The 18062-nt window shown below is 51.0% G+C and carries 18 protein-coding genes; 9 read left to right on the forward strand and 9 right to left on the reverse strand.

Features of this window, described 5'->3' with window-relative positions:
* Window positions 1-65: 65 nt before the first annotated feature.
* The 3 genes from hflD to KDX31_08265 form a co-directional block, all read right to left on the reverse strand.
* Window positions 66-737 (reverse strand): high frequency lysogenization protein HflD, encoded by a 672-nt coding sequence (gene hflD, locus KDX31_08255; protein ID UTW04976.1) that lies wholly within the window; start codon window positions 735-737, stop codon window positions 66-68.
* 17 nt (window positions 738-754) lie between these two features.
* Window positions 755-1897, reverse strand: a complete 1143-nt coding sequence (mnmA, locus tag KDX31_08260) for a tRNA 2-thiouridine(34) synthase MnmA (GenBank protein ID UTW04977.1) — start codon at window positions 1895-1897, stop codon at window positions 755-757.
* Window positions 1898-1969: 72 nt separating this feature from the next.
* A complete protein-coding gene (locus KDX31_08265) occupies window positions 1970-2428 on the reverse strand; it encodes an NUDIX hydrolase (protein ID UTW04978.1) in 459 nt (152 codons plus the stop codon).
* A 143-nt stretch (window positions 2429-2571) separates the two neighbouring features.
* Here KDX31_08265 and moaE point away from each other — a divergent pair, with 143 nt between their 5' ends.
* Window positions 2572-3027: a molybdopterin synthase catalytic subunit MoaE gene (gene moaE, locus KDX31_08270; GenBank protein UTW04979.1), complete on the forward strand. Its 456-nt coding sequence runs from the start codon at window positions 2572-2574 to the stop codon at window positions 3025-3027.
* A 13-nt stretch (window positions 3028-3040) separates the two neighbouring features.
* On the opposite strand, the gene KDX31_08275 is transcribed toward moaE, so the two are convergent.
* Window positions 3041-3745, reverse strand: a complete 705-nt coding sequence (locus KDX31_08275; protein UTW04980.1) for an rRNA large subunit pseudouridine synthase E — start codon at window positions 3743-3745, stop codon at window positions 3041-3043.
* A 131-nt stretch (window positions 3746-3876) separates the two neighbouring features.
* Here KDX31_08275 and icd point away from each other — a divergent pair, with 131 nt between their 5' ends.
* Entirely contained in the window at window positions 3877-5130 is a 1254-nt protein-coding gene (gene icd / locus KDX31_08280; GenBank protein ID UTW04981.1) for an NADP-dependent isocitrate dehydrogenase, read from the forward strand.
* A 170-nt stretch (window positions 5131-5300) separates the two neighbouring features.
* Here the strand turns inward: icd and KDX31_08285 are convergent, their stop codons facing one another.
* Complete coding sequence (locus KDX31_08285) at window positions 5301-5531, reverse strand: cold shock domain-containing protein (protein ID UTW04982.1); 231 nt, start codon at window positions 5529-5531, stop codon at window positions 5301-5303.
* A gap of 247 nt (window positions 5532-5778) precedes the next feature.
* On the opposite strand from KDX31_08285, the gene clpS reads away from it, so the two are divergent.
* Together clpS and clpA are read left to right on the forward strand one after the other, a co-directional pair.
* Window positions 5779-6135: an ATP-dependent Clp protease adapter ClpS gene (gene clpS, locus KDX31_08290; protein ID UTW05336.1), complete on the forward strand. Its 357-nt coding sequence runs from the start codon at window positions 5779-5781 to the stop codon at window positions 6133-6135.
* 13 nt (window positions 6136-6148) lie between these two features.
* Complete coding sequence (gene clpA, locus KDX31_08295) at window positions 6149-8407, forward strand: ATP-dependent Clp protease ATP-binding subunit ClpA (protein ID UTW04983.1); 2259 nt, start codon at window positions 6149-6151, stop codon at window positions 8405-8407.
* Window positions 8408-8461: 54 nt separating this feature from the next.
* Here clpA and infA read toward each other — a convergent pair whose 3' ends face one another.
* From infA to trxB, 4 genes are all read right to left on the reverse strand, one after another.
* Window positions 8462-8680 (reverse strand): translation initiation factor IF-1, encoded by a 219-nt coding sequence (gene infA / locus KDX31_08300; GenBank protein ID UTW04984.1) that lies wholly within the window; start codon window positions 8678-8680, stop codon window positions 8462-8464.
* 301 nt (window positions 8681-8981) lie between these two features.
* The gene (locus tag KDX31_08305; GenBank protein ID UTW04985.1) at window positions 8982-9692 is read right to left on the reverse strand and encodes an arginyltransferase; all 711 of its coding nucleotides are present in this window, start codon (window positions 9690-9692) and stop codon (window positions 8982-8984) included.
* A complete protein-coding gene (gene aat / locus KDX31_08310; GenBank protein ID UTW04986.1) occupies window positions 9689-10402 on the reverse strand; it encodes a leucyl/phenylalanyl-tRNA--protein transferase in 714 nt (237 codons plus the stop codon). The genes KDX31_08305 and aat overlap by 4 nt, the downstream gene beginning before the upstream one ends.
* Window positions 10403-10413: 11 nt before the next feature.
* A complete protein-coding gene (gene trxB, locus KDX31_08315; GenBank protein ID UTW04987.1) occupies window positions 10414-11367 on the reverse strand; it encodes a thioredoxin-disulfide reductase in 954 nt (317 codons plus the stop codon).
* A gap of 244 nt (window positions 11368-11611) precedes the next feature.
* Between trxB and KDX31_08320 the strand changes: the two genes are divergently transcribed.
* From KDX31_08320 to serS, 5 genes are read left to right on the forward strand one after another with little or no spacing between them, the layout of a single operon-like run.
* Window positions 11612-14371, forward strand: coding sequence for a DNA translocase FtsK 4TM domain-containing protein (locus tag KDX31_08320; GenBank protein UTW04988.1), 2760 nt, complete (start codon window positions 11612-11614; stop codon window positions 14369-14371).
* A 5-nt stretch (window positions 14372-14376) separates the two neighbouring features.
* The gene (lolA, locus tag KDX31_08325) at window positions 14377-15030 is read left to right on the forward strand and encodes an outer membrane lipoprotein chaperone LolA (protein UTW05337.1); all 654 of its coding nucleotides are present in this window, start codon (window positions 14377-14379) and stop codon (window positions 15028-15030) included.
* Entirely contained in the window at window positions 15030-16376 is a 1347-nt protein-coding gene (locus KDX31_08330) for a replication-associated recombination protein A (GenBank protein ID UTW04989.1), read from the forward strand. The genes lolA and KDX31_08330 overlap by 1 nt, the downstream gene beginning before the upstream one ends.
* A 3-nt stretch (window positions 16377-16379) precedes the next feature.
* Window positions 16380-16754 carry a fluoride efflux transporter CrcB gene (crcB, locus tag KDX31_08335; protein ID UTW04990.1) on the forward strand — a complete coding sequence of 125 codons (375 nt, stop codon included), beginning with the start codon at window positions 16380-16382 and terminating at the stop codon, window positions 16752-16754.
* A 22-nt stretch (window positions 16755-16776) separates the two neighbouring features.
* A complete protein-coding gene (serS, locus tag KDX31_08340; protein ID UTW04991.1) occupies window positions 16777-18048 on the forward strand; it encodes a serine--tRNA ligase in 1272 nt (423 codons plus the stop codon).
* Window positions 18049-18062: the final 14 nt, after the last annotated feature.

Genomic DNA, 18062 nt, shown 5'->3' on the forward strand with positions numbered 1-18062 from the left:
AGGGAAAATCTGACAGAAATTTATTTATCTGTCGGTAAGATCAGCGCAAAGCCGCACTGACAACGTCAGTTACGGCCACTGATCTGTTGTACTGATGGGCGCAGGCGGGATTTAAAAAACAACAGATGCCAGCGCTTGCCACCTACCTGTCGCCACAGCATGGCAGAACGGATACCCGCTAACAGCAGGGCACGTATTTTGGCCGCATTTTCTGCATTTTGCAGATGCCGGGGTTCACCGGTCACCTGAATGCGGAAATTAAACGTACTGAGCGTATCCTGATAGAGGCTCGCCAGGTTTGCCACGACGCTGGGGTGAGTGTACGCCGTGGGGTTATCGGTCAGACTGGTGCCGGCTTCCGCGAAATAACTGGCTTGCTGAGCAATTTTATCGATACGTTCTCCGATAACTTTCAGCAGATCCGGGCGTTTATTCAATTTTCGCTCGAGGTGGATGATGCTGAGTCCGTAGCGAATCATATCCTTATTCTGATCTGCCCGGGTCTTGTCCAGTAGCTCCGACAGTCCGCGAAAACCCTGACTGAGATTAATCGGCAGATCGTGCACACCGCCAAAGATCTCTTCAGTCGACTGCGGATTGGTGACAAAGATGCTGGCAAGTGACGTTTCAAAGCTGTTTTGTGACACCATGCCCCGGGTGGCAATCTGTTCCACCAGACTGGCGGCCTGAAACAGCCCGGCCAGGGCGATTGCCTGTTGATCTTCTGCTCTGGACATATCGTTGATCGATCTCTCTATGCGGTTTCGGAATCTGTTTTGCCGGTCGTTTCTATAACGCCACCGCCAAGACAGATATCGTTATGGTATATCACAACTGACTGACCAGGCGTAACGGCCCGTTGAGGTTCGTCGAATTCAATGCGGTAACCGTCACCATCCTTAATGACCGTGCAGCCCTGATCAGACTGACGGTATCTCACCTTAGCACGACAATGGAAAGGCAGGGCTGGTTTGTCACCGCTAATCCAGAAAATATCACTGGCGGTCAGCCAGTTGCTGAACAGCAGGTCATGCTGCTGACCCTGAACCGCAATCAGAACATTGCGCTGCAGGTCTTTTTCGGCAACAAACCAGGGTTCTTCCGGATAATCCTTTAAACCACCGATCCCCAGTCCTTGTCGCTGACCGATGGTGTGATACATCAGTCCCTGATGCTGACCAATCACATCACCCTCCGGTGTTTCAATATTGCCTGGCTGGGCGGGCAGGTACTGCTTAAGAAAATCGCTAAAACGGCGTTCGCCGATAAAGCAGATGCCGGTGCTGTCTTTCTTGTTATGGGTAATAAGGTCGTGTTGTTCGGCCAGGCGACGCACTTCAGGCTTTTCCAGTTCGCCGACCGGGAACAGCGTCTGAGCCAGCTCTTCACAGCCGACCTGATGCAGAAAATAACTCTGATCCTTGTTGTTATCCAGCCCTTTAAGCAGGGCGGCTTTGCCATTGATCTCTCCCCGGCGCACATAGTGTCCGGTGGCGATCATCTCAGCGCCCAGTATCTTTGCGTATTCGAGAAACGCTTTAAACTTAATCTCGCGGTTGCAGAGGATATCGGGATTGGGCGTACGCCCGGCTTTATACTCTTCGAGGAAATGCTCAAATACATTGTCCCAGTACTCGGCGGCAAAATTGGCGGTATGCAGTTTAATACCCAGCTTATCGCTGACTGCCTGAGCATCTGCCAGATCATCCATTGCGGTACAGTATTCAGTCCCGTCATCCTCATCCCAGTTCTTCATAAACAGGCCTTCAACCTGATAACCCTGTTGCTTCAGTAGCAGGGCTGAAACGGATGAGTCGACACCGCCGGACATACCGACAATGACTTTGATGGTTGCAGGATCGATTGTTGCAGGATTACTTTTAGCTGCTTCTGACATAGGACGTGTGTCTGACCTTAAAACTGATTATGTTCTAGTTAATATGCGACCGAAGTCACGTAATTCAATGGCTTAATGATTTTTCGGTTCTACGATAACCGATAGCGGAAAGCGGATGCCTGAAAGGTAATCATCTATGCACTGGGTTACCATGGGGCTGCGTAATCGGTCTTTCTGCTGTTCTAATTCGGCCCGACTCAGCCAGACGGCCCGCTCAATACCGGTATCTAGCGGTAGATCAGGATCATAACTTTCCGCCCGTGCTGCGAAGCAGTAGCGATGATAAGTCACCCCGTTGGCGGGAGCTGTATAGATATAGATACCAATCAATCCGGTCGGGGTGACGCTCCAGCCGGTCTCTTCAAGCGTTTCTCTGATAGCGGCTTCGATAAAGGTTTCATTCGCTTCTACATGACCTGCGGGTTGATTGATAACCAGCTGCCCCAGAGATTGCGACTGCTCTTCGACGCACAGAAACTTATCGTCGTGCTCAATGATGGTTGCCACAGTGACGTGGGGTGTCCAACGCATGCTTCATCCCGTATATTAAGGGGCCTATAATTTATGAGTAGCCCCATTGAATTGACTGTCTGCAGATTCACTTTATCCGCAGCATCCTCTGGCGGCCAACCTTACCATTTTTGATCGCTTTTGGCTGTATTTTGGAGTGCCCTTTGTTCAAAGATATTGTTTCAGTTCAGACGGATGATTTTTCAATAGCTGAGTTATCTGCACAGATCAGGGCTGATGACGCCAGTAGCGGTGCGATTGTCACCTTTACCGGCATTGTCAGGCAGCTTGCCAGCGGCCCCGGGCTGGAGGCGATGTATCTCGAGCATTACCCCGGAATGACTGAAAAAGCGCTTGTAGAGATTATCCTTCAGGCGCGAAGCCGCTGGTCTTTGGGTCGGGTCGTGGTGGTGCATCGCATCGGTCGTCTGGAGCTGAATGATAATATAGTGTTTGTCGGCGTTGGCAGTGCTCACCGGGTGGCGGCTTTTGAGGCGGCTCAGTTTATTATGGATTACCTGAAACGTGATGCGCCGTTCTGGAAGAAAGAGATTACTGTTGATGGTGAACACTGGGTTGAGGCGAAGCAGAGCGACCTTGACGCTGCTGATAAATGGTAGGGATGGCCCGGGCTTAGCGTGACCTTCGCCTGTTTTTGTTCGCAGGCCTGGATGCTGGTGCTTTAGTCGCGCCGGATTCGGATCTGACCGGTTTCGCTGCTGCAGATCGGTTCGGGGATTTTTTGCTGTGGCTGCCGCTATGCCTGGTCGGGTGTGTTTTTCGCGGAGTTTTCGGCATGAAAACCTCTTCGGTCCGGAGCTCTCCGGGTTTCAGGTCTTCCAGGCTCCAATTGCCGATGGCGGCACGGATCAATCTGAGGGTTGGAAAGCCCACTGCGGCCGTCATCCGTCTCACCTGACGATTTTTCCCCTCTGTGATTTTCAGCTCAATCCAACTGGTAGGCTGGTTCTTTCGCTCCCGGATCGGGGGGTTACGCGGCCAGACGGCCGGTTCTGGAATTTTCTTTGCCCCGGCGGGCCGGGTGACGCCGTCTTTTAACTCCACGCCCTGACGTAACCTTGTTAATGCAGCCTCATCAATGTCGCCTTCGACCTGTGCCCAGTAGGTTTTTTCCAGCTTAAACTTCGGGTCTGCCAGGGTGTGCTGCAGTTGCCCATCATCCGTCAGGATCAGCAGTCCTTCAGAGTCATAATCCAGTCGACCGGCGGCATACACGCCTTTGCTCTGAATATACTCTGCTAATGTTGCCCGGCCTTCACTGTCGGTAAACTGGGTCAGTACCTGAAAAGGCTTATTAAACAGAATTATACGGGACATGGGACTTTCCGGTGACTTAGCTGGGTTGTACGGGCAGGCAGATTATCAGCGTCTATACTGTTTCTGCAAGCTGATAGTCGCACGATCATTGCCTGCAAAATGAGAATTACAGTATTTAAGGAGGGTCAGCGATGGCATATTCAAAGATCATGGTTCCGCAGGGTAGCAAGATTACAGTGAATGACAATAACTCCCTGAATGTACCAGACAACCCGATCATTCCCTATATCGAGGGAGATGGTATCGGCATCGATGTTTCTCCGGTGATGCTGGAGGTTGTAGATGCTGCCGTCAGCAAGGCCTATGGAGGGCAGCGCAAGATTGCCTGGATGGAGGTGTATGCCGGAGAAAAGGCGACCGGGATATATGATCAGGATACCTGGCTTCCGGAAGAGACGCTGGAGGCATTTAAGGAGTTTGCCGTTGGCATTAAGGGACCGCTGACTACACCGGTGGGTGGTGGAATACGCTCACTCAACGTGGCGTTGCGCCAGGAACTGGATCTGTATGTCTGTCAGCGTCCTGTGCGCTGGTTTAAGGGGGTACCAAGCCCGGTTGTGAATCCGGGTGATGTTGATATGGTCATCTACCGGGAAAACTCCGAGGATATCTATGCCGGTGTCGAGTGGAAAGCTGGCACCCCGGAAGCGGACAGGGTCATCCGCTTTCTCAAGGAGGAGATGGGGGTGACTAAAATTCGTTTCGATACCATGTGCGGTATCGGTATTAAGCCGGTATCGGAGCAGGGGACCAAGCGACTGGTCAGAAGGGCACTGCAATACACTATCGATAATGATCGCCAGTCACTCACTCTGGTGCACAAAGGTAACATTATGAAATTCACGGAGGGGGCTTTCAAGGATTGGGGCTATGAGATCGCCAGGGATGAGTTTGGTGCGCAATTACTCGATGGCGGCCCCTGGATGAGTATGACTAATCCGAATAATGGTAAGCAGGTGATCGTTAAAGATGTGATTGCCGATGCAATGTTGCAGCAGATTTTGCTTCGCCCGGCGGAGTACGATGTGGTGGCCACGCTTAATCTTAACGGCGATTATATTTCCGATGCTCTGGCTGCTGAGGTGGGGGGGATTGGTATCGCCCCCGGAGCCAACCTGTCTGACAAGGTCGCTATTTTTGAGGCGACTCATGGTACAGCACCTAAGTATGCCGGGAAGAATATGGTTAACCCGGGGTCGGTTATTCTCTCTGCCGAGATGATGTTGCGCCATATGGGCTGGCTTGAAGCGGCTGACCTTATCATCAAGGGGATGGATGGAGCGATTACCGCAAAAACCGTGACATACGATTTTGAGCGTTTAATGGAGGGGGCGACGCTGCTCAGCAGTTCTGAGTTTGGCGAGGCGGTCATTCAACATATGTGAGAGGAAAGTCGGGTATTTAATCTGTTACTCCGCAAGTTTAAGTGCGGCTGCTTAACTGTCAGCGACAGCTGGATTTGAAGCGGAAAGGAGGGCAGCTTTCAACTGCCTTTCCTATTCCTGTCGGTAATATTTACACCAACCTGTTTGCTGGTTTGAGAAGGTGTGTCTCGCTAATTTATTTCCTCAGTTTCAGATACCGTTAATAGTCTGATATTTGTAGCATGAGTGCCTTTCGGCCCCGGAGTGGTATCAAACTGAACCAACTGTCCCGCTTTGAGGCATTTGTAGCCCTCTGTTCGTATTACAGAGTAATGCGCAAACAAATCTTCTCCGAAGTCCGGTGAAACTATAAAACCGAAGCCTTTGGCGTTATTAAACCATTTAACTTTCCCTGTGTGCATTGGTGTCCCCCCCAATATCCAAATTACATCGGCCCGAATTGCCTTTGGGCCTGTTACCACAACAAACTCTCTTGCTACAATAAAGCAATATGAGTGAGATTATTCCTGGTCAGACAGCAGGGATATCAGATACTGCACATACTCTTAACTCCTGCCATGAAAAGTATAACATCGGGCTGGAGACCCCGGATAACAAGGGGTGCCCAAAATGGTGCATAAAAAACTATTAATTTTTTTGAGATATGATATGCAGCAAGAGCTTTGCGAGATTAAACTTTCAGATGATGCTGATGATTTTACGGATCATAATCACACTGGAGTGGTGACTGAAGAGGCAAAACCTGAACTAAAAAGGCCATCGATGTATCGGGTGGTCTTGCTGAATGATGACTATACTCCAATGGATTTCGTAGTACAGATTCTGATGGGTTTTTTCGGAATGAATCAGGAAAAAGCTACACAAGTGATGCTGGCGGTCCATACTAAAGGGAAAGGTGTATGCGGTGTCTTTACCCGCGATATAGCTGATACTAAAGCGGCACAGGTTAATCAGTGCGCCAGAGAGAACAAACATCCTCTTTTGTGTGAAGTGGAAAAAGCGTAGCGGAGCGTTAAGTATGTTAAATAAAGAGCTTGAAGATACGCTGAGCGTTGCCTTTAAGAGTGCGCGTTCTAAGCGACATGAGTTTATGACAGTAGAGCACCTGCTATTGGCTCTGCTTGACAATTCCGAGGCCCGTGCAGTTTTGGATGCCTGCGCTGTGGATCTCGATAAGATGAGGAATTTACTGAGTACTTTTATAGAAGATACTACGCCTTTGCTGCCAGAGGATATTCCCGATGTAGAAACCCAGCCAACACTCGGATTTCAGCGTGTGTTGCAGCGGGCTGTGTTCCATGTGCAGTCTTCCGGTAAAGCTGAAGTCAACGGCGCCAACGTGCTGGTAGCAATCTTCAGTGAGCAGGAGAGCCAGGCAGTGTATGTTCTGAATCAACAGGGCATTGAGCGCATCGATGTGGTTAATTACATCTCTCACGGTATATCCCGGATTGAGGAAAATGACACTCGTCCTAGTGAAGAGGGGTTGCTGGAGGGTGAAAACTCAACCGATAAAGAGAAGAGCCCTCTGGCAAACTTCTCTGTCAATCTCAATGAGCAGGCACTGTCGGGTCGAATTGATCCTTTGGTTGGTCGGGATGACGAAGTTGAGCGAGTGGTGCAGATTCTCTCCCGTCGCCGCAAGAATAATCCTCTGCTGGTCGGTGAAGCAGGCGTTGGTAAGACGGCGATTGCTGAAGGCCTTGCCAAGCTTATTGTTGAGGCGCAGGTACCGGATGTTATCGCTAACAGCGTGGTGTATTCACTGGATCTGGGTGCGCTTCTGGCGGGCACCAAATACCGCGGGGATTTTGAAAAACGCCTGAAAGGCCTGCTGAATGAGATAAAAGACCAGGAGCATGCGATCCTGTTCATCGATGAGATTCATACCATAATCGGTGCTGGAGCGGCGTCCGGCGGGTCGATGGACGCATCTAATCTGCTCAAGCCGCTACTGAGCTCAGGGCAGTTGCGCTGTATCGGCTCTACCACTTTTCAGGAGTTCCGTGGGATCTTTGAGAAGGATAGGGCGCTGGCCCGGCGGTTCCAGAAAGTGGATGTCCTCGAGCCTTCGGTTGAGGATACTTACCGAATCCTGCAGGGCCTGAAAAGCCGCTTCGAAGTCCATCATGATGTTAAGTATACCGATGAGGCGCTCAGAGCCGCTTCAGAGATGGCTGACCGCTATATCAATGATAAGCATATGCCTGACAAGGCGATTGATGTCATCGATGAAGCAGGCGCCTATCAGCAGCTTATGCCGGCAGAAAAGCGCAAAACCGTTATCGATGTAGCCGAGGTCGAGATTGTAGTTGCTAAGATCGCGCGGATTCCGGCTAAAAGTGTATCCGTGTCCGATAAAGAGCAGCTCAAAAAGCTGGATGGCAACCTTAAAATGGTGGTGCTGGGACAGGATCAGGCAATCGATACCCTCTCTGCTGCGATTAAGCTTTCCCGTGCAGGGCTTAATGAGCCTAATAAACCGGTTGGCTCATTCCTTTTCTCCGGTCCAACCGGGGTGGGTAAAACCGAGGTAACCACTCAGTTGGCACGGATTATGGGGATTGAGCTGATCCGTTTCGATATGTCCGAGTATATGGAGCGGCATACAGTGTCCCGCCTGATCGGTGCGCCTCCCGGATATGTTGGTTATGATCAGGGCGGCCTGTTGACAGAGGCAGTCTCTAAATCGCCTCATGCTGTGCTGCTGCTGGATGAGATTGAGAAGGCTCATCCGGAAGTGTTTAACCTGCTGTTACAGGTGATGGATAACGGTACGCTGACCGATAATAACGGCCGCAAGGCTGACTTCCGTAATGTAATTCTGGTGATGACAACTAATGCCGGGATCGAGCAGATGACGCGCGCCTCAATTGGTTTCAGTCAGCAGGATCATACTACCGATGGAATGGAGGCGATTAAGAAGCTGTTCACGCCTGAGTTCCGTAACCGTCTGGATGGAATCATTCAGTTTAAGTCGCTGTCTCCACAGGTTATCACCGGCGTGGTTGATAAGTTCCTGACAGAGCTTCAGGCGCAACTGGATGATAAAAACGTCGTGCTTCATATTGATGACGCAGCACGTCAGTGGTTTGCGGATAAGGGATATGATGCAACCATGGGGGCCCGGCCGATGAAGCGTCTGATTCAGGAAAAGCTGAAAAAACCGCTGGCTGAGATGATTCTCTTTGGTGAGCTGGCCGAGGATGGCGGGGAAGTGGATATTACCGTTAATGCGGATAATGATATTGAAATACATGCAGAGGTGGCGGTTTAATACCGCCAGCCTTCTGTCAGATATAAAAAAAACGGCCCTCAGGCCGTTTTTTTATCAACGCGCGCGGTAGGTGATGCGACCTTTGGTCAGGTCGTAAGGCGTTAATTCAACCTTAACCTTATCACCGGTCAGAATGCGGATATAGTTTTTGCGCATTTTGCCAGAGATGTGAGCTGTAACAACGTGACCGTTTTCCAGTTCTACCCGGAACATTGTGTTAGGCAGTGTGTCGGTCACAACGCCTTCCATTTCAAAGCTGTCTTCTTTAGACATTCATTACCTACCTGAGTTAATTAATCGCAATACTACATTTTGCAGCGCAGTATTTTGCCTTATTTTATTATCTATATCAAAGAGATTTGGCAAAAATAGCAAACAAATCTTGAACATATCTTTAATATAGCCGGATTGTATTGTGATTCCAGCCGGGCAGGCAGGCAGAGAACTGCGTGAAGCCCGCGCTGCGTGCGAAAAGATATTGCTCAGGCCGGATGCTTTTGCAGGTGATGTCTTTCTGTCTATCGCTGAAAAAGGAATCTGGCTATAAATGCTTCTGAAGCTATTGCATAAACCCTTAGTCGACAACGATCCACTGTCCGTGTAGTAGCATTTCGAGAGGGTTGTAGGCGATCTTATAGGACATTTTCTGGCACTCCCGTATCCAGTACCCCAGATACAGATACTCCAGTTCCAGGCGCTTAACCTCTTGCAGTTGCCAGAGTATTGCGTAACTGCCGAGGCTACGACGCTGTTCTTCAGGATCAAAAAAGGTGTAGATTGCAGACAGCCCCTGGGTCAGGTAATCCGTTACCGCCAATGACAGCAGTCTGCCACTCTGATCTCTGAACTCATAGAAGCAGCCTTTCTGCCCACCTTCAATCAGAAACGCACTGAACTGTTCAGGTGTTGGTGGATACATATCGCCATCGTGGTGACGGGTGTTGATGTATTTCTCATACAGCGCGTAATACTCGTCGGTAAACTGCGGAGGAACGGTCGCAACCTTCAGGTCTTTGTTTTTATTCAGGATTCGTTTCTGGCTTTTACTGGGCCTGAATTCCCGTCCATTCACCCGGACAGAGATACATGCCTGACAGTTACTGCAGTAGGGGCGATATATATGTTTACCGCTACGACGAAACCCAAGATCTGAAAGCTGGCTGTATGCGTCAGAAGAGATAACCTCCTGAGGGTCAACAAACAGCGTTTTAGCTTCAAATCCTTCAAGGTAACTGCATTCGTGTTCCGGTGTTGCATAAAAATGCAGGGTCTTCAGGTTGGTCACTCGGTTCTTACCACGTATTCTTTATCAATATCAAAATGCCAGCGATGACTTAATTCTGCTTCCAGATTCTGATCAAGATACCGCTTGAACTCATCTCGCGGAATGGAGCTTGCTCCTAAGCTGACCAGGTGATCATTTTCAATCTGGCAGTCAATTAAAGCATAGCCCCATTTTTCCAGTTGTCTGGCAAAAAAAACGAATGCTATTTTGGATGCGTTGGTGGTTCGACTGAACATCGATTCACCAAAAAATAACCGCCCCATTGCTATGCCATAGAGGCCTCCGGTGAGCTCACCGTTTTGCCAGAGCTCAACTGAATGCGCGTAACCCCGGCGATGTAGCTCGGTATAGGCTGTTTGCATTGGGGCACTGATCCAGGTTTCGTCACTGTAGCTTCTTGGTGCGGCACACGCCTGTATAACCCGACTGAAAGCGTTATCAAAGGTGATCTCAAATTCCGTGTTGCGAATCGACTTACGCAGGCTTCTGGAGATATGTATCTGCTCAGGGGGCAGGGCGCAGCGTGGGTCCGGTGACCACCAGAGAATAGGCTCTCCCTGACTGTACCAGGGGAATATACCCTGCCGGTAGGCAGCAATAAGACGTTCCGGGCTCAGATCTCCTCCGGCAGCCAGCAAGCCATTAGGGTCATCCAGCGCCCGGGTGATCGGCGGGAATTGATTGCTTTTAGGATCGAGCCACAGAATCATCTTATTGTCGCTTAGGCCTGGTCGTCCAGATAGCGCTCTGCATCCAGGGCTGCCATACAGCCAAAGCCTGCTGAAGTAACCGCCTGGCGATAGATGTGATCGGCTACATCGCCGGCGGCGAAGACTCCCTCAACAGAGGTTTGTGTCGCATTACCTTCAATGCCTGACCTGATCTTCAGATAGCCGTTGTTCATATCCAGCTGACCGGTAAAGATTCCGGTATTGGGTTTGTGGCCGATGGCAATAAATACACCCTGAAGTTCCAGTTCACGCAGCGCAGCATTTTCGGTGCCTTTAATCCGGATACCGGTCACACCCATCTGATCACCAAGCACTTCATCCAGTTGATGGTTCCAGATAATGTTGATGTTGCCATTTTCGGCACGCTCGAACAGTCTATCCTGAAGAATCTTTTCGCAGCGCAGTGAGTCACGACGGTGTATCAGTGTGACTTCAGCGGCAATATTTGACAGGTAAAGCGCCTCTTCGACAGCAGTGTTACCGCCACCAATCACAGCAACTTTCTGACCGCGGTAGAAAAAACCGTCACAGGTAGCGCAGGCGCTGACGCCTTTGCCCATAAAGGCTTCTTCTGAGGGGAGTCCGAGATACTGTGCCGATGCGCCGGTACAGATGATCAGGGCGTCGCAGGTGTACTCTGCCATATCGCCTTTCAGACGGAACGGGCGGTTACTGAGGTCGGTTTCGCTGATGTGATCAAAAATTACCTGAGTATCGAAACGCTCAGCATGAGCCTGCATGCGCTGCATGAGTTCAGGTCCCTGAACCCCATCTACATCGCCGGGCCAGTTATCAACCTCGGTTGTGGTGGTTAACTGCCCACCTGCCTGCATGCCGGTAATGACAACTGGGTTCAGGTTGGCGCGGGCAGCGTAGACTGCAGCGGTGTATCCGGCAGGGCCGGAGCCGAGAATAATCAATTTATGGTGTTGTATTTCGCTCATTGGTGATCCGTTTTCTGTTCACACATTGTATTGAAGCCTATTATGCCCGTTTCACCGGGCGGACAAAACAGGGATTAATGCTGAATTTTTTATTCTGCAGCAGGTCTGACATTCTTTATAACCGCTTTTAACATTCAGGCCCCTGAGTATCGGCTGTTATTGTTCAGTTTATGCTCAGTCCGGAGCGGTATGCTGAATAAAGAGTGTAAAAGTCGGTATTGTGTCTGGGGAGCCGGGGCTAAATATGTTATTTTTTAGCTCCTTTTTATGGATAGTTGTAAGGATATTTTTCTTGTCTCATAGCAGTCAAACAAATAGTCATGAAGCCAGTGTCGAAACAGGTGCTAACGAAACCAGAATTACCACGTTTTCGGAACTGCTCGCACGGGTAGTCAAAGAGGGTGGGCTGATTATTGTTATCGGCTTTGCTGTGTTTTTGCAGTTGGCGCTGTTTGGCTATGACAGTAGGGATCCTGGCTGGTCCCATCTGGGCTATCAGCCGGAAGCTCGTAATTTTACCGGTTATGTCGGCGCCTGGCTGGCAGATCTGGGGTTGTCAGTGTTCGGGCTGGCTGCATGGCTTATTCCGCTAATGCTGTTTGTCCCGGCAGTGCGTTTTATGGTGCGGCGACAGGTATCGCTGCTGGATGGTATTCCTTTCATGATGTTGCGCTTTACCGGCGCGATACTGGTGCTGCTGTGTCTGGCGACTCTGGCTGCGACCCATCTGTCGAATGCTGCAGCTCAGTTGCCCTTCAGTATGGGTGGTTTGGTTGGTCAGGCGGTATCTGATCTTGCGGTATCGTTATTCAGCCTTATTGGCAGCTCCGTGGTTATCTGGACGGTGCTGCTGTTCGGATTCACCTTAATGCTGGAGCTTTCCTGGTCGCACATGCTTGAACGCCTGGGTAGAGGTTTTTTTGAGCTGGGCGCTAAATTTAAACCTGCTGCTCGTGAAAAGCCCGAGAAAGCAGAAGCCAATCCTTATGCTGCAGAAGATGAGGAGAAGCGTAACCTGCTCAGAGTTGCCGCGCGGCAGGGGCACAAAACAGTGACCTCTCGCACAGAACCGGTGATTGGGGTTAATGCGCATGAACATAATGATCAGCACACCCGGAACACATTAAGCAAAGAGCCTCTCCGACGTGAAGCGGCTCGTAAAGACCCCGTGTTTGAGCAGCCGCCGGTGCAACCCTCTTCAGAAGAATTTGCGGGCGACAATCTGTATGCGGATGCGCCGCTTATCTCTGAACTGGCAGTGGATGCTAAGCGTAATAGTTACGCCACGTCTGATGATGCAGCTGAAGTCGAAGATATTCCCCTGGTGACCCGCTATGCAGAACCCCAAAGTGGCCAGGCCTATGTGCCTGACACCGATCAGGCTTTTGCCGGCGTTGATCGTAAAGGGGTGAAGGTGGTGCCGCTTTCTGAAGCCCATACGCCCATGAAAGACAGTGAATTGGGGCTTGATCATCTGCCTCAGGCAACCCGCCGGCGTGAACCGCGCAGAAAAATTCCTTCACTGGATCTGCTGGATGCCCCTGAACTTAAGCAGGGACATTGCTACAGCGATGATCAGTTGGAAGAGATGTCACGTTTGCTGGAAAGCAAGCTGAAAGATTTCGGTATTGTGGCAGAGGTTGTGGAAGTGAACCCCGGTCCGGTTATCACCCGGTTTGAGCTGCAGCCCGCTCCGGGAGTAAAAGCCAGCCGGATCACCAACCTGGCCAGAGACCTGGCGCGTTCTATGGCGGTGATGAGCGTTCGGGTCGTCGAGGTTATTGCCGGTAAGTCCGTTATCGGTATTGAGATACCTAATGAAGAACGACAGATGGTACGCCTGAGTGAGGTGCTCAACTCAAAACCCTATAAGGAAGCGTCTTCCAAGCTGACGCTGGGACTGGGTAATGATATCGCCGGGAATCCGGTGGTTGCCAATCTGGCGAAGATGCCCCATCTGCTGGTTGCGGGTACTACCGGTTCGGGTAAATCGGTGGGGGTCAACGCGATGCTACTGAGCCTGCTGTTTAAGGCAACCCCGGATGAAGTGCGACTGATGCTGGTTGACCCGAAAATGCTCGAACTGTCGGTTTATGAGGGCATTCCTCATCTGTTGGCACCGGTTATCACCGATATGAAGGAAGCCGCTGGAGGCTTGCGCTGGTGTGTTGCGGAGATGGAAAGGCGCTATAAGCTGATGTCGAAAATGGGCGTCAGGAATATAGCGGGATATAACGATAAGGTTACCGAAGCGCGCGATAAGGGTGCCCCGTTGCTGGATCCGCTGTGGAATCCGGAGGAGCAGGGACTGCCGTCTGATGCACCTGCGCCCTATCTCGAGACACTGCCCTATATCGTTGTCTGTATCGATGAATTCGCCGATATGATCATGGTGGTGGGTAAAAAGGTGGAAGAGCTGATTGCACGGATTGCACAGAAAGCCCGTGCGGCTGGTATTCACCTGATACTGGCCACACAGCGCCCTTCAGTCGACGTTATTACCGGCCTGATCAAAGCTAATATTCCTACCCGGATCGGCTTTCAGGTGTCTTCTAAGATTGATTCACGCACCGTTCTTGACCAGAGTGGTGCAGAACATCTGCTGGGTAACGGCGATATGCTCTACCTGCCGGCCGGCAGCAGTCTGCCAAACCGGGTTCATGGAGCCTTTGTTGGCGATGACGAAGTGCATCGCGTTGTCGAATCCTGGAAGAAGATCGGCGCGCCTGATTACCTGATTACCGATCTGTCAGAGGTCGTTGAAGGGGGCGGTGGTGCTTTTTCCGGGGATATGGATGAGGAGCAGGATGCTTTGTATGACGAGGCTGTGGCGTTTGTCACCGAGACCCGTAAGGCCTCTATTTCCTCGGTACAGCGTAAGCTTAAGATAGGTTATAACCGGGCTGCCCGGATGATCGAAACCATGGAAGCCGCAGGGGTTGTTTCTTCGGCCAGTCATAACGGTGCCCGTGAAGTACTGGCTCCGCCACCGCCTAAGGATTGATAATGATGTTTAAGAAGATAGCTGTTGTTGCGCTGCTGGGGTGTTCACTGAGCTTCTCGGCCGTCGCGGATATTCAGGAAAATGCCGGTAGCCGGCTCAACACGCTGCTGGCGAAGTTTGACAGCTTCAGTGCCGATTTTGATCAGGTTTCCGGCAGCGAAGATAGCCGCCGGATGGAGAATTCCCGGGGTAACCTGTTGCTGGCCAAGCCCAATAAGTTCAGATGGATTGCTAAAGAGCCATTTGCACAAAAACTGATCAGCGATGGTGATACGCTGTGGATCTATGACCCGGATCTCGAGCAGGCAACCCGTCGTAAAGTAGCCGAAAGTGATTCAGGGGTGCCGGCGCTTATTCTGAACGGCCAGATAGATGAACTGAAGGCACAATACAGAATTCGATTACTTCAGGAAAAAGACAGTAATCAACTGTTTGAGCTTCTGCCAATCCATGATGCCGATGTTTTCACCCGTATTCGTTTGTTGTTTACTGACGGCCTGATCAAAGAGTTGCAAATGGAAGATTCTCTTGGTCAGAAAACCTCAATATTATTTAATAATCAAAAGCTTAATCCAGACTATTCAGAGGATTCTTTTATGTTTGTTCCGCCTGAAGGTACTGATGTTATTGTTGAGAGCATAGCGGAGCCCGTTAACTGATGGCGGACCTTTTTGACGCGCTTCAGCAGCCAGGATATGAACCCCTGGCCGCCAGAATGCGGCCCCGGTCTCTGGATGAATACTGCGGGCAGAAACACCTGTTGGGGCAGGGTAAGCCGCTGCGTAAAGCCCTTGAACAGGGCTCTGTTCACTCGATGATTCTCTGGGGGCCTCCTGGAGTTGGTAAAACAACCCTGGCGCGGTTGCTGGCGCATCAGGTCGATGCGCATTTTATTATTCTTTCTGCGGTGCTGTCCGGGGTGAAAGATATACGTGCGTCGGTGGATCAGGCGCTGCAGGTAAAGGCGCAGTCCGGACGCAAGACCATTCTGTTTGTCGATGAGGTACACCGCTTTAACAAATCTCAGCAGGATGCATTTCTGCCATACATCGAGGATGGCACCTTTCTGTTTGTCGGCGCCACCACGGAAAATCCGTCCTTCGAGCTGAATAATGCGTTGCTATCCCGGGCCCGTGTCTATCTGTTACGCAGCCTGGAATTGAGCGATATCGAATCCCTCCTGCAACGGGCACTACATGATCCTGAACGAGGCATTCCTCAGCAGCCACTGGTATTTGCCGAGGATGCACTGGAACAGCTGGCCGCCGCTGCCGATGGTGATGGCCGGCGGGGACTAAACCTGCTCGAGATCGCCGCCGATCTGGCTGATTTCGATGGCAGCGAATACACCATCGGGCCACAGATTATTGAGGAGGTGCTTAAGTCCAGCGCCCGCCGTTATGATAAGCAGGGTGATCTGTTCTACGATATGATCTCAGCATTTCACAAGTCCGTACGTGGCTCATCACCCGATGGTGCGTTGTACTGGTATTGTCGCATGCTGGATGGTGGCTGTGATCCGCTCTATATCGCCCGGCGCCTGGTCGCCATTGCGTCAGAAGATATCGGTAACGCGGATCCCCGGGCGATGCAGGTAGCGCTATCAGCCTGGGATGCGTTTGAACGGGTAGGTCCGGCGGAAGGCGAACGGGCGATCGCACAGGCAGCTATCTATTGTGCCAGTGCACCGAAAAGCAATGCGGTTTACCGGGCATTTAATCAGGCCATGGCGGATGTGCGCAGTGAAGCGGGCTATGATGTTCCTGACCACCTGCGCAATGCACCGACCAGCCTGATGAAGGACCTTGGATACGGGGCTGAATATCGTTATGCTCATGATGAGCCCGACGCCTATGCCGCCGGTGAGTGTTATCTGCCGCAGGAGATAGCGGATCGGCAGTATTATCAACCGGAGCCCCGCGGGCTGGAAATTCGTATCGGCGATAAACTTGAACGCCTTAAAGAGCTGGATCGATCCAGTGATAAGCAACGATACAAGGAATAGTCCATGCTTCACCTTTTTTCAGTCGCCGCAGGCGGCGCTGCAGGAGCCCTTGCCCGTTATTGGGTAAGTGCATTCCTGGTCAATAATGCGCAGTTCCGGCTGCCGTATGGCACAATGCTTTGCAATGTACTGGGCTCCTTTCTGATGGGGATCTTTTTTGTGCTGATCATGGAAAAGGCCCGTATCAGCCCGGAGTTAAGACCGATTCTGATGGTTGGTTTTCTGGGAGCTTTCACGACTTTTTCCACCTTCTCGCTTGAAGCCGTGACCATGCTGCAAGAAGGGCATATAATGTCCGCCGCAATTTACATATTAATGAGCGTGGTGCTCTGCATGGTCGCCCTGTATAGCGGCTTATGGTTTACTCGCCTGTTCTGACTTTAAGGTTGTTTCTGACATTATGCTAGATCCTAAATTTATACGTTCTAACCCGGAAGAGGTAGCGCAGCTACTTATCAAGAAAGGTTATAAGTTTCCGGTTGAAGAGTTTAATGCGCTGGAAAATCAGCGTCGTGACGTGCAGGTTGAATCTGAGCGTCTGCAGAACGAGCGTAATACCCGCTCCAAAAATATTGGCAAAGCGAAAGCGGCTGGTGAAGATATCGCACCACTGCTGGCAGAAGTCAGCACCCTGGGTGAGCAGCTGGATGCCGCTAAAGAGCAGCTGAAAGTGGTACAGGAACAGATGGATGCGCTGTTGATGGGGATGCCAAATATCCCTCATGATTCAGTTCCTGCGGGCCTGAGTGAAGATGATAATATTGAGATTCGTAAATGGGGTGAGCCTACCCAACTGGATTTCGAGCCAAAAGATCATGTTGACCTGGGCGAGTTGAATGGCGGACTGGATTTTGCCACTGCTGCAAAGATAACCGGTGCTCGTTTTGCGGTTCTGCGTGGCGGTATCGCCCGTATGCACCGTGCGCTGATTCAGTTTATGCTGGATACCCATACGGCTGAACATGGTTACCAGGAAACGTATGTTCCCTATCTGGTGAATGCCGACTCCCTGCGTGGCACCGGCCAGCTACCCAAGTTCGAAGAGGACCTGTTTAAGGTTCCTGGTGAGCGTGATTACTATCTGATCCCGACCGCTGAAGTACCGGTTACCAATATTGTCCGTGATGAGATTGTTGACGCTGAGCAGATGCCGCTGAAGTTTGTTGCTCACACGCCTTGTTTCCGCAGTGAAGCGGGCAGTCATGGTCGCGATACCCGCGGTATGATCCGTCAGCATCAGTTTGAAAAAGTTGAGCTGGTTCACATTGTTGAGCCAGCTAAGTCATGGGACGCACTGGAAGAGCTGATTGGTAATGCGGAGAAGATTCTGCAGAAGCTGAATTTGCCATACCGTGTTGTAACCCTGTGTGGAGGCGATCTGGGTTTCAGTGCGGCTAAAACATACGATATTGAAGTATGGCTTCCGGGTCAGCAGAAATACCGTGAGATCTCTTCGTGCAGTAACATGGAAGATTTTCAGGCGCGCCGGATGATGGCGCGCTGGCGTAATCCTGAAACAGGTAAGCCTGAACTGGTGCATACCCTGAACGGCTCCGGACTGGCTGTGGGGCGTACGCTGGTGGCTATTCTGGAGAACTATCAGACCGCCGAGGGTAAAGTAACTGTACCTGAAGCATTGCTACCCTATATGGGCGGTATTACTGAGCTGTGAGTTAAAGCCTATTC

Source organism: Amphritea atlantica, assembly GCA_024397875.1.
Classification (GTDB): Bacteria; Pseudomonadota; Gammaproteobacteria; order Pseudomonadales; family Balneatricaceae; genus Amphritea; species Amphritea atlantica_B.

Excerpts from the sequence above, each read along its gene's own strand:
- KDX31_08275 (UTW04980.1), bottom strand. The coding sequence starts at position 3,745 with ATGTCCCGTATAATTCTGTTTAATAAGCCTTTTCAGGTACTGACCCAG.
- mnmA (UTW04977.1), bottom strand. The coding sequence starts at position 1,897 with ATGTCAGAAGCAGCTAAAAGTAATCCTGCAACAATCGATCCTGCAACC.
- KDX31_08285 (UTW04982.1), bottom strand. The coding sequence starts at position 5,531 with ATGCACACAGGGAAAGTTAAATGGTTTAATAACGCCAAAGGCTTCGGT.
- KDX31_08320 (UTW04988.1), top strand. The coding sequence starts at position 11,612 with ATGTTATTTTTTAGCTCCTTTTTATGGATAGTTGTAAGGATATTTTTC.
- lolA (UTW05337.1), top strand. The coding sequence starts at position 14,377 with ATGTTTAAGAAGATAGCTGTTGTTGCGCTGCTGGGGTGTTCACTGAGC.
- aat (UTW04986.1), bottom strand. The coding sequence starts at position 10,402 with ATGATTCTGTGGCTCGATCCTAAAAGCAATCAATTCCCGCCGATCACC.
- icd (UTW04981.1), top strand. The coding sequence starts at position 3,877 with ATGGCATATTCAAAGATCATGGTTCCGCAGGGTAGCAAGATTACAGTG.
- clpA (UTW04983.1), top strand. The coding sequence starts at position 6,149 with ATGTTAAATAAAGAGCTTGAAGATACGCTGAGCGTTGCCTTTAAGAGT.
- KDX31_08330 (UTW04989.1), top strand. The coding sequence starts at position 15,030 with ATGGCGGACCTTTTTGACGCGCTTCAGCAGCCAGGATATGAACCCCTG.
- hflD (UTW04976.1), bottom strand. The coding sequence starts at position 737 with ATGTCCAGAGCAGAAGATCAACAGGCAATCGCCCTGGCCGGGCTGTTT.
- infA (UTW04984.1), bottom strand. The coding sequence starts at position 8,680 with ATGTCTAAAGAAGACAGCTTTGAAATGGAAGGCGTTGTGACCGACACA.
- crcB (UTW04990.1), top strand. The coding sequence starts at position 16,380 with ATGCTTCACCTTTTTTCAGTCGCCGCAGGCGGCGCTGCAGGAGCCCTT.
- clpS (UTW05336.1), top strand. The coding sequence starts at position 5,779 with ATGCAGCAAGAGCTTTGCGAGATTAAACTTTCAGATGATGCTGATGAT.
- serS (UTW04991.1), top strand. The coding sequence starts at position 16,777 with ATGCTAGATCCTAAATTTATACGTTCTAACCCGGAAGAGGTAGCGCAG.
- trxB (UTW04987.1), bottom strand. The coding sequence starts at position 11,367 with ATGAGCGAAATACAACACCATAAATTGATTATTCTCGGCTCCGGCCCT.
- KDX31_08265 (UTW04978.1), bottom strand. The coding sequence starts at position 2,428 with ATGCGTTGGACACCCCACGTCACTGTGGCAACCATCATTGAGCACGAC.